Here is a 13,997-nt window from a genome sequence, read left to right on the forward strand (position 1 = left end):
TACCCATTTACACACAGAGTTATCCACAATCGCCGAAAAATTACTGATGCGCATTGCTGAAAAGTGGAGAGAACCGGTCCAGAGATCTCTATATAGAAAGCAATTCACACTACATATATAGAAGAAGGACTGACAACTTAAGCCCCATAATCCCTACCACCTTTGAATTACGCATCCCATCAGGCAATAATACCCGCACAAACCGTGATTCCAGGACCGTGATGAGATACTCACTGCAACGTACAGCTATACGCAAACGCCCGATGAAGCTCGGCACTACCGTGATCCTCATGGTCAGTGCAGTACTCTTCTCAGTGCTGCTTGTTGTTCATCTGATTTACTTTTCGCAAATCAGCAACATGACGCGCGATGCGTTAGCGGATAAAGCGCTTGCGGTCGCGCGGACGCTGGCAAACTCGCCGGAGATCCGTCAGGGATTAATGAAAAAACCTGAGGAAAGCGGCATTCAGGCTATTGCCCAGGCGGTGAATAAGAGCAACGATTTTTTGTTCATCGTCGTCACCGATATGCAAAGCATTCGTTACTCCCATCCCGAAGCGCAACGAATCGGTCAGCCATTTAAAGGCGATGACATTTTGCTGGCTTTGCAGGGCAAAGAGAATGTTGCCATTAATCGCGGGTTTCTGGCTAAAGCTCTGCGCGTGTTTACTCCTATCTATGATGAGCATCACCGACAGATTGGCGTGGTGGCGATCGGCCTTGAGCTAAGCAGAGTGACTGAGCAGATCAATAACAGTCGCGGCAGCATCTTCTGGTCCATCTTGTTTGGCGTTCTGGTTGGGTTACTCGGCACATGGGTATTAGTCAAAGTCCTTAAGCGCATTCTGTTTGGCCTGGAGCCGTATGAAATCTCCAATCTGTTCGAACAACGCCAGGCGATGCTGCACTCTATAAAGGAAGGTGTCATTGCTGTTGACGAGTGTGGTGAAGTCACGCTGATAAACCAGGCGGCGCAGGAACTGCTTGATTACCACAAATCACAAGACGATGCTCAACTCTCAACGCTCAGCCACGCGTGGTCACAGGTGGTCGATTTTTCGCAGGTGCTACGCGATGGAACGCCACGCCGCGATGAAGAGATCACGGTGAAAGATCGGCTACTCTTAATTAATACTGTTCCGGTACTCAGCAACGGAAAAATCATCGGGGCCATTTCAACGTTCCGCGATAAAACTGAAGTTCGGAAATTGATGCAACGCCTGGACGGTATGGTTAACTATGCCGACGCACTTCGTGAACGATCCCACGAATTCATGAACAAATTGCACGTGATTCTGGGATTATTGCACCTGAAAAGTTATAAGCAGCTTGAAAATTACATCCTGAAGACCGCGAACAATTATCAGGAAGAGATTGGCTCACTGTTAGGAAAAATAAAATCTCCGGTGATCGCTGGATTTTTACTCAGCAAGATTAATCGCACATCTGATTTAGGCCATAGTCTGGTCATTAGCAATGAAAGCCAATTGCCGGAAAACAGCAATGAAGATCAGGTAGCGGTGCTGATTACCGTTTTGGGGAATTTGATTGAAAACGCCCTGGAGGCGCTAGGTCAAGAACCGGGTGGCGAGATCAGCGTATCCTTGCACTATCGACACGGCTGGTTGCATTGCGAAGTGAATGACGATGGTCCAGGGATCGTCCCTGAACACATTGAGCACATCTTTGAAAAGGGCGTCTCGTCAAAAGGAACCGAACGAGGCGTCGGTTTAGCACTTGTGAAACAGCAGGTTGAAAGTGTTGGCGGCAATATTTCCGTCGAGTCTGAACCTGGGGTCTTCACCCAATTTTTTGTACAGTTACCGTGGAATGGTGAGAGGGCCAGCAGATGATCAATGTCTTAATTGTCGATGACGATGCAATGGTAGCGGAATTAAATCGTCGTTATGTCGCACAACTCTCCGGTTTTCATTGCTGCGGAACAGCCTCTACGCTGGAGAAAGCCAAAGAGATCATCTTTCATAGCGGTCATCATATCGATTTGATTTTGCTGGATATTTATATGCAAAAAGAAAATGGTCTGGATCTGCTACCCGTTCTGCACAGCGAAGGCTGCAAGTGTGATGTTATTGTCATCTCTTCCGCCGCTGACGCCACCACCATCAAAGACTCGCTTCACTATGGTGTCGTTGACTACCTGATCAAACCTTTCCAGGCCTCCCGTTTTGAAGAAGCGCTAACCGGCTGGCTACATAAGAAAACAGAGATGGAAAAGCATCAGTACTATGAACAGTCTGAGCTTGACCAACTGATTCACGGCAGTTCCTCCAGTGAACAGGAAGTACGTCGCTTACCGAAAGGATTAACGCCACAAACATTACGCACGCTGTGCCAGTGGATTGATGAGCACCAGGATCAGGAGTTCTCTACGGATGAGTTGGCCAATGAGGTCAATATCTCTCGTGTTTCTTGCCGAAAATACCTTATCTGGCTGGTTAATTGTCACATCTTATTTACCAGCATCCACTATGGCGTGACCGGTAGACCTGTTTATCGTTACCGCGTTCAGGCTGAGCAATACTCATTGCTTAAACAATATTGCCAATAAATACATTTTTGGGATTATTTGTTATTTGAAAGTAACAATTATTAAAATAATGAAAAATCCCTATTTTACTGGCTGAAGCAGACGCTTTATTAATTTGCGTTAGATCAAATATATTTGTACACAACATGTCAAACGCTATATTTCAATATTGATAAACATACACTGTTTTTAATTTCAAAATCGCTAACAAAAGTTAATTAAGTATTATCTAACTCGCAGAGTGTGTATTTTTACCCATAAAGGATTAGTCTGCAATTAACCAGACATACAAAATCTAGACTGGTAGCAATGGAGACCATGCTACGTACCATGGACACCGTACATTTTTGTGAGCAAATAAAAGCATCCGCATGCCAATCTCATTACATCATGAAATGGCGTGACCGTGATCACATAAATAACCCACTCACTCATTCTGTCGGTGGTTCATACCATAGCGGAAAACGCAAAACAGATAAATTACAGCGTCAACCGCAGCTCTCTATGCCCAGTTATGCTTCCCATCGCCTGAGGATTCTCTCCTCTGTTCAACGCCACAGAAAAAAGCTAAATATCGCCATAACTTTAAAAAAACATTCTAGCAAGACATTTGAACATTAATCGCAAATACGGACATATCGAATACTGACCATTTTTTGATGCCTATTCTGGCAAAAAAGAATGTGGCACAGATCCATTTTTCAAAAAATTGACTGGGTTTTTCGCGAGGGTAAATAAAATGTTATTTAGTATACAACTTCTCATAATATTAATATGTTTGTTCTATGGTGCCAGAAAAGGTGGTATCGCACTGGGCTTATTAGGCGGTATCGGCCTGGTCATTCTGGTTTTCGTTTTCCATCTCCAGCCGGGTAAACCACCTGTAGACGTTATGCTGGTTATTATTGCCGTGGTGGCCGCATCGGCAACTTTGCAAGCCTCCGGCGGCCTTGACGTTATGCTGCAAATTGCTGAAAAGCTGTTGCGCCGTAACCCAAAATACGTTTCCATCGTCGCGCCGTTTGTTACCTGCACTCTGACAATTCTCTGTGGTACAGGCCACGTGGTATACACCATCCTGCCAATCATTTATGACGTTGCCATTAAGAACAATATTCGCCCGGAACGTCCGATGGCGGCGAGTTCTATCGGTGCGCAGATGGGTATTATCGCCAGCCCGGTTTCCGTTGCCGTTGTGTCACTGGTCGCCATGCTGGGTAACGTGACGTTTGAAGGCAAACATCTCGAATTCCTCGACCTGCTCAGCATCACCATCCCATCTACCCTGCTGGGTATACTGGCTATCGGTATTTTCAGTTGGTTCCGTGGTAAAGATCTGGATAAAGATGAAGAATTCCAGAAGTTTATTTCCGTACCTGAAAACCACAACTATGTTTATGGCGACACCGCCACGCTGTTAGACAAAAAACTGCCGAAAAGCAACTGGCTGGCTATGTGGATCTTCCTTGCCGCTATCGCCGTTGTTGCCGTGCTCGGCGCATTCTCTGAGCTGCGCCCTACCTTCAGCGGCAAACCGCTGTCCATGGTGCTGGTTATCCAGATGTTCATGCTTCTGACCGGTGCGCTGATTATTATCCTGACGAAGACCAATCCCGCTTCAATATCTAAAAACGAAGTCTTCCGTTCCGGTATGATCGCGATTGTGGCGGTGTACGGTATTGCCTGGATGGCCGAAACAATGTTCGGCGCGCACATGACGGAAATCGAAGGTGTGCTGGGCAATATGGTGAAAGAGTACCCGTGGGCCTATGCAATTGTTCTGCTGCTGGTATCCAAGTTTGTAAACTCCCAGGCAGCGGCGCTGGCGGCGATTGTTCCAGTCGCGCTGGCAATCGGGGTTGATCCAGCGTACATCGTTGCTTCGGCGCCGGCATGTTACGGTTACTACATTCTGCCGACCTACCCGAGCGATCTGGCTGCTATTCAGTTTGACCGTTCCGGTACCACCCACATCGGCCGCTTCGTTATCAACCACAGCTTCATTCTGCCTGGTTTGATCGGCGTAAGCGTATCCTGTGTCTTTGGTTGGATCTTCGCCGCAATGTACGGTTTCTTGTAATTACAGTTCGCGTGCCGTCCACGTTGGTACGGCACGCCACCGTTAAGACACAGAGAATTTTAAAATTCCTGAGAAAAATGAAAAGGCTGGAAGCAAATGTCAAAAGTTGAATTCACTTACCAGGCGGCTTTCCCACTGGGGGAAGACAAAACTGAGTACTACCTGCTGACATCCGATCACGTCAGCGTCGGCGAGTTTGAAGGCGAGACAATCCTGAAAGTAGCCCCTGAAGCACTTACGCTACTGGCCCAGCAAGCCTTCCACGATGCCTCCTTCATGCTCCGCCCAGAACACCAACAGCAAGTCGCCTCAATTCTCCATGATCCCGAAGCCAGCGAAAACGATAAGTACGTAGCGCTGCAGTTCCTGAGAAACTCTGAAATCGCCGCCAAAGGCGTATTGCCAACCTGCCAGGACACCGGTACGGCCATTATCATGGGTAAAAAAGGCCAACGCGTATGGACCGGCGGCGGCGATGAAGCAGCGCTCTCCAAAGGCGTATTTAATACCTATATTGAAGATAACCTGCGCTACTCGCAAAACGCGGCGCTGGATATGTACAAAGAAGTGAATACCGGCACCAACCTGCCTGCTCAAATCGATCTGTACAGCGTGGACGGTGACGAATACAAATTCCTGTGCGTGGCCAAAGGCGGTGGCTCAGCCAACAAAACCTATCTGTATCAGGAAACTAAAGCGCTGCTGACTCCCGGGAAACTGAAAAACTTCCTGGTGGAAAAAATGCGCACGCTGGGTACCGCAGCTTGCCCGCCGTACCATATTGCATTCGTCATTGGCGGCACGTCAGCGGAAAGCACCCTTAAAACGGTGAAGCTGGCCAGCACACACTACTATGATGGACTGCCGACTGAAGGCAATGCCCACGGCCAGGCGTTCCGCGATCTGCAACTGGAACAGGAACTGCTGATCGAGGCACAGAAACTCGGCCTCGGCGCTCAGTTTGGCGGGAAATACTTCGCGCACGACATCCGCGTGATCCGCCTGCCTCGCCACGGCGCGTCCTGCCCGGTAGGTATGGGCGTTTCCTGCTCCGCGGACCGTAACATTAAAGCCAAAATTAACCGCGAAGGGATCTGGATTGAAAAACTGGAACATAATCCAGGCCAATACATCCCAGAATCTCTGCGCCAGGCTGGCGAAGGCGAAGTGGTTAAAGTCGACCTTAACCGCCCGATGAAAGAAATCCTCGCCCAGCTTTCGCAGTATCCGGTTTCTACCCGTCTGTCACTGAGCGGCACGATTATTGTTGGTCGTGACATCGCCCACGCGAAGCTAAAAGAGCGTATTGAGTCCGGCGAAGGTCTACCGCAGTACGTGAAAGATCATCCGATCTACTACGCGGGCCCGGCAAAAACGCCAGCAGGTTATCCGTCCGGCTCTTTAGGCCCGACTACCGCAGGTCGTATGGACTCCTATGTTGACCTGTTGCAGTCACACGGCGGCAGCATGATCATGCTGGCAAAAGGTAACCGTAGCCAGCAGGTGACAGACGCTTGCCACAAACACGGCGGTTTCTACTTAGGCAGCATCGGTGGACCGGCAGCGGTACTGGCGCAGCAGAGCATTAAGCATCTGGAATGCGTGGAATACCCGGAGCTGGGTATGGAAGCTATCTGGAAAATCGAAGTAGAAGATTTCCCGGCGTTCATCCTGGTCGATGATAAAGGCAACGATTTCTTCCAGCAAATCGTCAGCCAACAATGCGCTAACTGCGCGAAGTAACCTATTCGGCCCGGCACTGGACTGACACTAAAACTTTTGGCGTCAGTCCAGCGATCCCCCCGGGCCACCTTAATCCCCCCATTTACTGGCGTTGAATTTTTCCTGCTCACAGGGAATAGTAATCTTTTCCATTACGTGTGAATTCATAATGCTCCGCACACTGAACCCCATGATTTTGCAGTCTGGCGCGCTGATTCTGGCGCTGATCCTTATCTACACCGGCATCTGTGCCACTGAGAAAATCACCTGGCTGATGGAAGTCACGCCGGTCATTATCGTCGTACCGTTGTTGTTGACTACCGTAAAGCGCTACCCGTTGACGCCTCTGCTCTACACGCTAATTTTCTTTCACGCCATCATTCTGATGGTCGGCGGTATGTATACCTATGCCAAAGTCCCCGTCGGTTTTCAGGTTCAGGAATGGCTGGATCTTAGTCGCAATCCCTATGACAAGCTGGGTCATTTCTTTCAGGGGCTGGTGCCAGCACTGACGGCAAGAGAGATTTTAGTGCGCGGTAATATTGTCCGTGGCCGAAAAATGCTGGCATTTTTAGTCTGCTGCGTGGCATTGGCGATTAGCGCGACCTATGAGCTGATCGAATGGTGGGCGGCGCTGGCAATGGGTCAAGGAGCTGATGATTTTCTCGGCACGCAGGGCGACCCATGGGATACCCAATCCGATATGTTTTGCGCCCTGCTTGGGGCCTTAACCACCGTGATTTTACTGGCGAGGACGCATTGCAAGCAACTGCGCCATTATGGGTTAGTCACCGCCAACTGAATGAAATCATTACCGGATGTCGCTGATGCGCATCCGGCCTGCGCGCTTGCCATTCAGCAATATCAGTATCAGCCAAAAAAATAGTCCCCCTGTCGATAAACGGCGGTTAAAATCCGCCATCAATATAGAATAACTCATTGTTTAAAAACATATAAAATACAAATCAGTCTGTTTTTCACCCGCTTTACAGCCCATTTTCTCAGGATAATACTTGCCTGCGTCACATTCATACGGTGTGTCTGCAATCCATAAATTGCAACCTTTCCACAACCGGGTAAAAGATGATGAAAGTATTAATTGTTGAAAGTGAGTTTCTGCATCAGGACACCTGGGTCGGTAGCGCTGTCGAACGTCTGGCTGACGCATTAAGCCGCCAGAATGTTACCGTCATTAAGTCCACCTCATTCGACGATGGTTACGCATCCTCGCCGCAAATGAAGCCATTGATTGCCTGATGTTCAGCTATCAAATGGAACAACAAGATGAGCACCTGAATGTCAGGCAATTGATCGGCAAGCTCCACGAGCGCCAGCAAAACGTTCCCGTTTTCCTGTTGGGCGATCGCGAAAAAGCCACTGCATCGTTGGATCGCGACCTGCTGGAGCTTGTCGATGAATTCGCCTGGATTCTGGAAGATACCGCAGACTTTATCGCCGGGCGCGCCGTGGCGGCAATGACCCGTTACCGCCAGCAGCTTCTGCCGCCGCTGTTCAGCGCGCTGATGAAATACGGCGACATCCATGAATATTCCTGGGCAGCGCCTGGCCACCAGGGCGGCGTCGGATTTACCAAAACCCCAGCCGGTCGTTTCTATCATGACTACTACGGTGAAAACTTATTCCGTACCGACATGGGTATCGAACGCACCTCCCTGGGTTCACTGCTGGATCATACTGGCGCATTTGGCGAGAGCGAAAAATATGCCGCCCGGGTGTTTGGGGCTGACCGCTCCTGGTCCGTGGTGGTCGGGACTTCCGGCTCTAACCGCACCATCATGCAAGCCTGTATGACCGACAACGACGTCGTGGTGCTGGATCGCAACTGCCATAAATCGATTGAACAGGGGCTGATCCTTACCGGGGCAAAACCGGTATACATGGTGCCTAGTCGCAACCGCTACGGCATTATCGGGCCTATCTACCCGCAGGAAATGCAGCCTGAAACATTGCAGAAAAAAATCAGTGAAAGCCCACTGACAAAAGGCAAAGCCGGACAAAAACCGTCATACAGCGTCGTGACTAACTGTACCTATGACGGCGTTTGCTACAACGCAAAAGAGGCGCAGGATCTGCTCGCGCAAACCAGCGATCGCATCCACTTCGATGAAGCCTGGTACGGCTATGCCCGCTTTAACCCAATTTATGCCGATCACTACGCCATGCGTGGCGCGCCGGGCGATCATAACGGCCCTACCGTTTTTGCCACCCACTCGACTCACAAACTGCTGAATGCGCTCTCACAGGCATCTTATATCCACGTCCGTGAAGGTCGTGGGGCCGTGAACTTCTCCCGCTTTAACCAGGCGTACATGATGCACGCTACCACCTCTCCGCTGTATGCCATCTGCGCCTCAAACGATGTGGCGGTTTCCATGATGGACGGTAACAGCGGCCTGTCGCTCACCCAGGAAGTGATCGACGAAGCGGTCGATTTCCGCCAGGCCATGGCGCGGCTGTACAAAGAATTCACCGCCGAAGGCGACTGGTTCTTCAAACCATGGAACAAAGAGGTGGTAACCGATCCGCAGACCGGCAAAACCTATGACTTTGCCGATGCGCCAACCCAACTCCTGACCACTGACCAGAATTGCTGGGTAATGCGTCCGGGCGAATCCTGGCACGGGTTTAAAGACCTGCCGGATAACTGGAGCATGCTGGACCCGATTAAAGTCAGTATTCTGGCGCCGGGTATGGGCGACAATGGCGAACTGGAAGAGACCGGTGTTCCAGCTGCACTGGTCACCGCCTGGCTTGGCCGTCACGGTATCGTGCCGACGCGTACCACCGACTTCCAGATTATGTTCCTGTTCTCAATGGGGATTACCCGTGGGAAATGGGGCACACTGATCAACACGTTGTGCTCTTTCAAACATCACTACGATGCGAATACTCCGCTGGCACAGGTAATGCCTGAACTGGTGGAGGAACATCCAGACACTTACGCAAACATGGGCATTCACGATCTTGGCGACACCATGTTTGCCTGGCTGAAAGAGAACAACCCTGGCAGCCGTCTCAATGCAGCCTACTCCGGCCTGCCTGTTGCTGAAATTACACCGCGTGAAGCCTATAACGCGATTGTCAGCGATAACGTTGAGATGGTGGCCATTGAAAATCTGCAGGGCCGTATAGCAGCGAACTCCGTGATTCCTTACCCACCAGGAATTCCGATGCTGTTGTCCGGGGAAAACTTTGGCGATGCTAACAGCCCGCAGATTAGTTATCTACGTTCGTTGCAGTCCTGGGACCACCACTTCCCTGGATTTGAACATGAAACCGAAGGAACGGAAATTATTGACGGTGTGTATCACGTCATGTGCGTGAAAGCATAATGTCTTTTTTAGATAGTCCGATTTGAAGGATGACATGTCATGCTTGAGTAATTCCTGAGTATTGCTGCAAAACAATAACATTGTCATACCTTTTTGCGCGGGACCACCCCGCGCTTTTTTTATACGAAAATTGTACGTTGCCACTTGCGTAAAAATTTATGTACACGGCAATAATCCCTACAGATATTGTAATTAATCAAAATATCGCTATTTTATCGCTTGTCTTGATTCATCACACAATTTCATTTGCCGGTTATTTCTTGCCCAATGGTGAGTTACGGTAGTTTATGTCATATTCCTGGAGTTTGGGTATGAGACTTTGCAGCAAAGAAGCGTGTGTTGTGGTATTAACAGAGAAGGATGTTTGGTTAAGGATTAACGGTAAAGAAGCCATCAGTTTAAAAGCTAATCATATGGCATTAGTGGCATGTGATAACAATATTATCGATTTCTCATCACTTAATAACGCACAGGTCGTACATATCAGCCGCGATATCATTAAAGACTATCTGCGTTTTTTAAATAAGGACCTTTCACAGATCCCATTCTGGCAGCGGAGTGCTAACCCAGTGATCACCGCTATCTGTCTGACGCCGGATGTCTTCCGGGTGGCCGCTCAACATAGCGTAATGGAAACAGGGGACGAAGGTGAAAGAGAGCGCACACGCTCACTACTATTCACGGTGCTATCCCGCTTTCTTGACAGCAAAAAATTTATCTCTTTGCTCATGCATATGCTGCGTAGTCGTATCAGCGACAGCGTTTATCACATTATTGAGAGCGACATACACAAAGACTGGAATTTAAGCATGGTCGCCAGTTGCTTATGCCTGAGTCCCAGTTTGTTAAAGAAAAAACTCAAAAGTGAAAATACAAGTTATAGCCAAATAATTACCACATGTCGCATGCGTTATGCCGTCAATCAACTCCTGATGGACGAGAAAAACATTTCCCAGGTCTCTCAACTGTGCGGATATAACAGTACCTCATACTTTATTTCCGTATTCAAAGAATTTTATGGGATGACGCCACTGCATTATGTTAGTCAATTTCGGGAGCCATCCGCTGCCTGAGTTTTAATCAGTTAGCGATAAGCCATAATAATATCAGCATTAGCGATACCCCAGCTCCGTCATCATAAAATAGTCTTTTGAAGAGGTATGATAAGTCCGTCATTTATCCTTATCAGGAGTTAAAAAATATGTCGACGGATGCTGATGCTCACAAAGTGGGCTTAATCCCCGTCACCCTTATGGTGTCGGGGAATATTATGGGTTCCGGTGTATTCCTGCTGCCCGCAAACCTTGCGTCAACTGGCGGGATTGCAATCTACGGATGGTTGGTCACGATTATCGGTGCTCTGGCACTGTCGATGGTGTACGCAAAAATGTCGTCCTTAGACTCCAGTCCCGGTGGTTCTTATGCTTATGCCCGCCGCTGCTTCGGTCCATTTTTAGGCTACCAGACTAACGTCCTGTACTGGCTGGCCTGCTGGATTGGTAACATCGCCATGGTGGTCATTGGCGTCGGTTACCTGAGCTACTTCTTCCCCATCTTAAAAGATCCGCTGGTCCTGACGCTGACCTGTGTCGTGGTGCTGTGGATCTTCGTATTGCTGAACATTGTCGGCCCGAAAATGATCACCCGTGTACAGGCTGTCGCAACGGTGCTGGCGCTGGTGCCGATTGTTGGGATTGCCGTCTTCGGCTGGTTCTGGTTCCGCGGTGAAACCTATATGGCGGCCTGGAACGTCAGCGGTATGAATACCTTCGGCGCAATTCAAAGCACCCTGAACGTGACCTTATGGTCATTTATCGGGGTGGAAAGTGCCTCCGTCGCGGCAGGCGTGGTTAAAAATCCTAAACGTAATGTGCCTATCGCCACCATTGGCGGGGTGCTGATTGCTGCCGTTTGCTACGTGCTCTCCACAACGGCGATTATGGGGATGATCCCTAACGCTGCGCTACGTGTTTCGGCCTCGCCGTTCGGCGATGCCGCAAGAATGGCGCTGGGCGACACCGCAGGCGCTATCGTCTCCTTCTGCGCTGCTGCCGGGTGTCTTGGTTCACTGGGCGGATGGACGCTGCTGGCCGGACAAACCGCCAAAGCGGCGGCCGATGACGGTCTGTTCCCGCCGATTTTTGCCCGCGTTAACAAAGCCGGTACCCCGGTGGCCGGGTTAATTATCGTCGGCATCCTGATGACCATTTTCCAGTTCAGCAGCATGTCGCCGAACGCAGCAAAAGAGTTTGGTCTGGTCTCTTCGGTTTCGGTCATCTTCACGCTGGTGCCATATCTGTACACCTGTGCCGCGTTGTTGCTGCTCGGTCATGGTCACTTCGGCAAAGCGCGCCCGCTGTATCTGGCGGTAACCTTTATCGCCTTTGTCTACTGCATCTGGGCGGTTATTGGTTCTGGCGCCAAAGAGGTGATGTGGTCGTTCGTCACGCTGATGATTATTACCGCGCTGTACGCACTTAACTACAACCGGATCCATAAAAACCCCTATCCATTGGATGCCCCGGTAAAAAATAGTTAACGCAAGCGGCACTGGTGAATAGCCGACATCCAACAAAAAGCCAATCTTAAGAACTTAAGGTTGGCTTAATTTTACTTTGAGAGGATCTGCCCCACTTAGTCGATGGAATCCCTTTCATGTTAAAGCACCTGTTTAAAAGGCCCGCTCTCGGGTTAATCAGCTGGCTTCTGCTGCTCTCATTTTATCTTGCGACCTTTCTGAACATTGCGTTCTATAAACAAGTGCTGCAAGACCTGCCTCTGGATTCTGTGCGCAACGTGTTGGTGTTTTTATCGATGCCGGTCGTCGCTTTCAGCGTTATGAATATCGTGCTGACGCTGGCCTCATTCCTGTGGCTTAACCGTCTGGTGGCGTGCATTTTCATTCTGGTTGGCGCATCGGCTCAATATTTCATCATGACCTACGGCATCATCATCGACCGCTCGATGATCGCCAATATGATGGACACCACGCCCGCCGAAACCTTCGCCCTGATGACGCCACAAATGGTAATTACGCTCGGGGTGAGCGGTATTCTGGCCGCGCTCATTGCCTGCTGGATAAGAATCAAGCCTATTACTCCAGCGCTGCGCAGCGTGTTGTTCCGTGGCGCGAACATTCTGATCTCCGCGCTGCTGATCGTACTGGTCGCCGCGTTCTTCTATAAAGATTACGCCTCACTGTTTCGCAACAACAAAGAATTGGTGAAATCCCTCAGCCCATCCAACAGCATTGTGGCGACGTCATCCTGGTATTCGCATCAGAGGCTAGCCCACCTGCCATTGGTACGCATTGGCGAAGATGCGCATCGCAATCCGTTGATGGTCAAAGAAAAGCGTAAAAACCTGACAATTGTGGTTCTCGGCGAGACCTCCCGCGGCGACAACTTCTCCCTGTCCGGCTATGCGCGCCAGACCAACCCGCTACTGGAAAAAGATAATGTGGTCTATTTCCCGCGCACGACGTCCTGCGGTACGGCCACAGCGGTATCTGTGCCCTGCATGTTCTCCGATATGCCGCGCGCGCATTACGATGAAGAACTGGCTCAGCATCAGGAAGGCGTACTCGACATCATCCAGCGGGCGGGAATTAACGTGCTGTGGAATGATAACGACGGTGGATGTAAAGGAGCCTGCGATCGGGTGCCGCACCAGAATATGACTAAGCTGAACCTGCCAGGACAGTGTATTGATGGTGAATGCTATGATGACGTCCTGTTCCACGGGCTGGAAGAGTACATTAATAATCTGCAAAGCGACGGCGTGATTGTGCTGCACACCATCGGCAGCCACGGTCCGACCTATTACAACCGCTATCCTGCGCAGTTCAAGAAATTTACGCCAACCTGCGACACCAACGAGATCCAGACCTGTTCCCAGCAACAGCTGGTCAATACGTACGACAACACGATTCTATATGTTGACTATATTGTTGATAAAGCAATCAATATACTGAAAGAGCATCAGGATAATTTTACCACCAGCCTGGTCTATCTTTCCGATCACGGCGAATCCTTAGGGGAAAATGGCGTCTATTTGCACGGCCTGCCGTATTCGATTGCACCAGATACACAAAAACATGTGCCGATGCTGCTGTGGCTCTCAGAAGATTATCAGCAACGCTATCAGGTCTCTCAGACATGTTTGCAAAAACGAGCAAGCTCAGAGAACTTCTCACAGGATAATCTGTTCTCGACCCTGCTGGGATTAACGGGCGTGCAAACACAGAAATATCAGGCGGCAGATGATATTCTGCAACCCTGCCGGGGAGGCTAAG

At 49.8% G+C, this 13,997-nt stretch carries 8 protein-coding genes and 1 pseudogene; all 9 read left to right on the forward strand.

Features of this window, described 5'->3' with window-relative positions; translation table 11 throughout:
- Positions 1-221: 221 nt before the first annotated feature.
- The 9 genes and pseudogenes from FDX11_RS11855 (at position 222) to eptA (ending at position 13,996) form a co-directional block, all read left to right on the forward strand.
- Complete coding sequence (locus tag FDX11_RS11855) at positions 222-1,853, forward strand: sensor histidine kinase (RefSeq protein ID WP_137397966.1); 1,632 nt, start codon at positions 222-224, stop codon at positions 1,851-1,853.
- On the forward strand, positions 1,850-2,569 hold the full coding sequence (gene dcuR / locus FDX11_RS11860) for a two-component system response regulator DcuR (protein WP_042312889.1): 720 nt from the start codon (positions 1,850-1,852) through the stop codon (positions 2,567-2,569). The genes FDX11_RS11855 and dcuR overlap by 4 nt, the downstream gene beginning before the upstream one ends.
- 718 nt (positions 2,570-3,287) lie before the next feature.
- Positions 3,288-4,628 (forward strand): anaerobic C4-dicarboxylate transporter DcuB, encoded by a 1,341-nt coding sequence (dcuB, locus tag FDX11_RS11865; RefSeq protein WP_003031873.1) that lies wholly within the window; start codon positions 3,288-3,290, stop codon positions 4,626-4,628.
- 96 nt (positions 4,629-4,724) lie between these two features.
- Positions 4,725-6,371, forward strand: coding sequence for a class I fumarate hydratase FumA (gene fumA / locus FDX11_RS11870; RefSeq protein WP_137397967.1), 1,647 nt, complete (start codon positions 4,725-4,727; stop codon positions 6,369-6,371).
- Positions 6,372-6,519: 148 nt separating this feature from the next.
- Positions 6,520-7,152, forward strand: a complete 633-nt coding sequence (locus FDX11_RS11875) for a DUF2238 domain-containing protein (protein WP_042312891.1) — start codon at positions 6,520-6,522, stop codon at positions 7,150-7,152.
- A gap of 284 nt (positions 7,153-7,436) precedes the next feature.
- A pseudogene (adiA, locus tag FDX11_RS11880) lies at positions 7,437-9,703 on the forward strand (arginine decarboxylase).
- Positions 9,704-10,014: 311 nt separating this feature from the next.
- Positions 10,015-10,776, forward strand: a complete 762-nt coding sequence (locus tag FDX11_RS11885; RefSeq protein ID WP_137397968.1) for an AraC family transcriptional regulator — start codon at positions 10,015-10,017, stop codon at positions 10,774-10,776.
- Between the two features lie 128 nt (positions 10,777-10,904).
- Positions 10,905-12,242 (forward strand): arginine/agmatine antiporter, encoded by a 1,338-nt coding sequence (gene adiC, locus FDX11_RS11890; protein ID WP_038636433.1) that lies wholly within the window; start codon positions 10,905-10,907, stop codon positions 12,240-12,242.
- A gap of 116 nt (positions 12,243-12,358) precedes the next feature.
- Positions 12,359-13,996, forward strand: a complete 1,638-nt coding sequence (gene eptA / locus FDX11_RS11895; protein ID WP_137365730.1) for a phosphoethanolamine transferase EptA — start codon at positions 12,359-12,361, stop codon at positions 13,994-13,996.
- Position 13,997 lies beyond the last annotated feature (1 nt).

The organism is Citrobacter sp. wls714 (assembly GCF_005281025.1).
Lineage (GTDB): Bacteria > Pseudomonadota > Gammaproteobacteria > Enterobacterales > Enterobacteriaceae > Citrobacter > Citrobacter werkmanii.

What these genes read in the sequence shown, in the direction of transcription:
- FDX11_RS11855 (WP_137397966.1), top strand. Translation starts at nt 222, where the DNA reads ATGAGATACTCACTGCAACGTACAGCTATACGCAAACGCCCGATGAAG.
- dcuR (WP_042312889.1), top strand. Translation starts at nt 1,850, where the DNA reads ATGATCAATGTCTTAATTGTCGATGACGATGCAATGGTAGCGGAATTA.
- dcuB (WP_003031873.1), top strand. Translation starts at nt 3,288, where the DNA reads ATGTTATTTAGTATACAACTTCTCATAATATTAATATGTTTGTTCTAT.
- fumA (WP_137397967.1), top strand. Translation starts at nt 4,725, where the DNA reads ATGTCAAAAGTTGAATTCACTTACCAGGCGGCTTTCCCACTGGGGGAA.
- FDX11_RS11875 (WP_042312891.1), top strand. Translation starts at nt 6,520, where the DNA reads ATGCTCCGCACACTGAACCCCATGATTTTGCAGTCTGGCGCGCTGATT.
- FDX11_RS11885 (WP_137397968.1), top strand. Translation starts at nt 10,015, where the DNA reads ATGAGACTTTGCAGCAAAGAAGCGTGTGTTGTGGTATTAACAGAGAAG.
- adiC (WP_038636433.1), top strand. Translation starts at nt 10,905, where the DNA reads ATGTCGACGGATGCTGATGCTCACAAAGTGGGCTTAATCCCCGTCACC.
- eptA (WP_137365730.1), top strand. Translation starts at nt 12,359, where the DNA reads ATGTTAAAGCACCTGTTTAAAAGGCCCGCTCTCGGGTTAATCAGCTGG.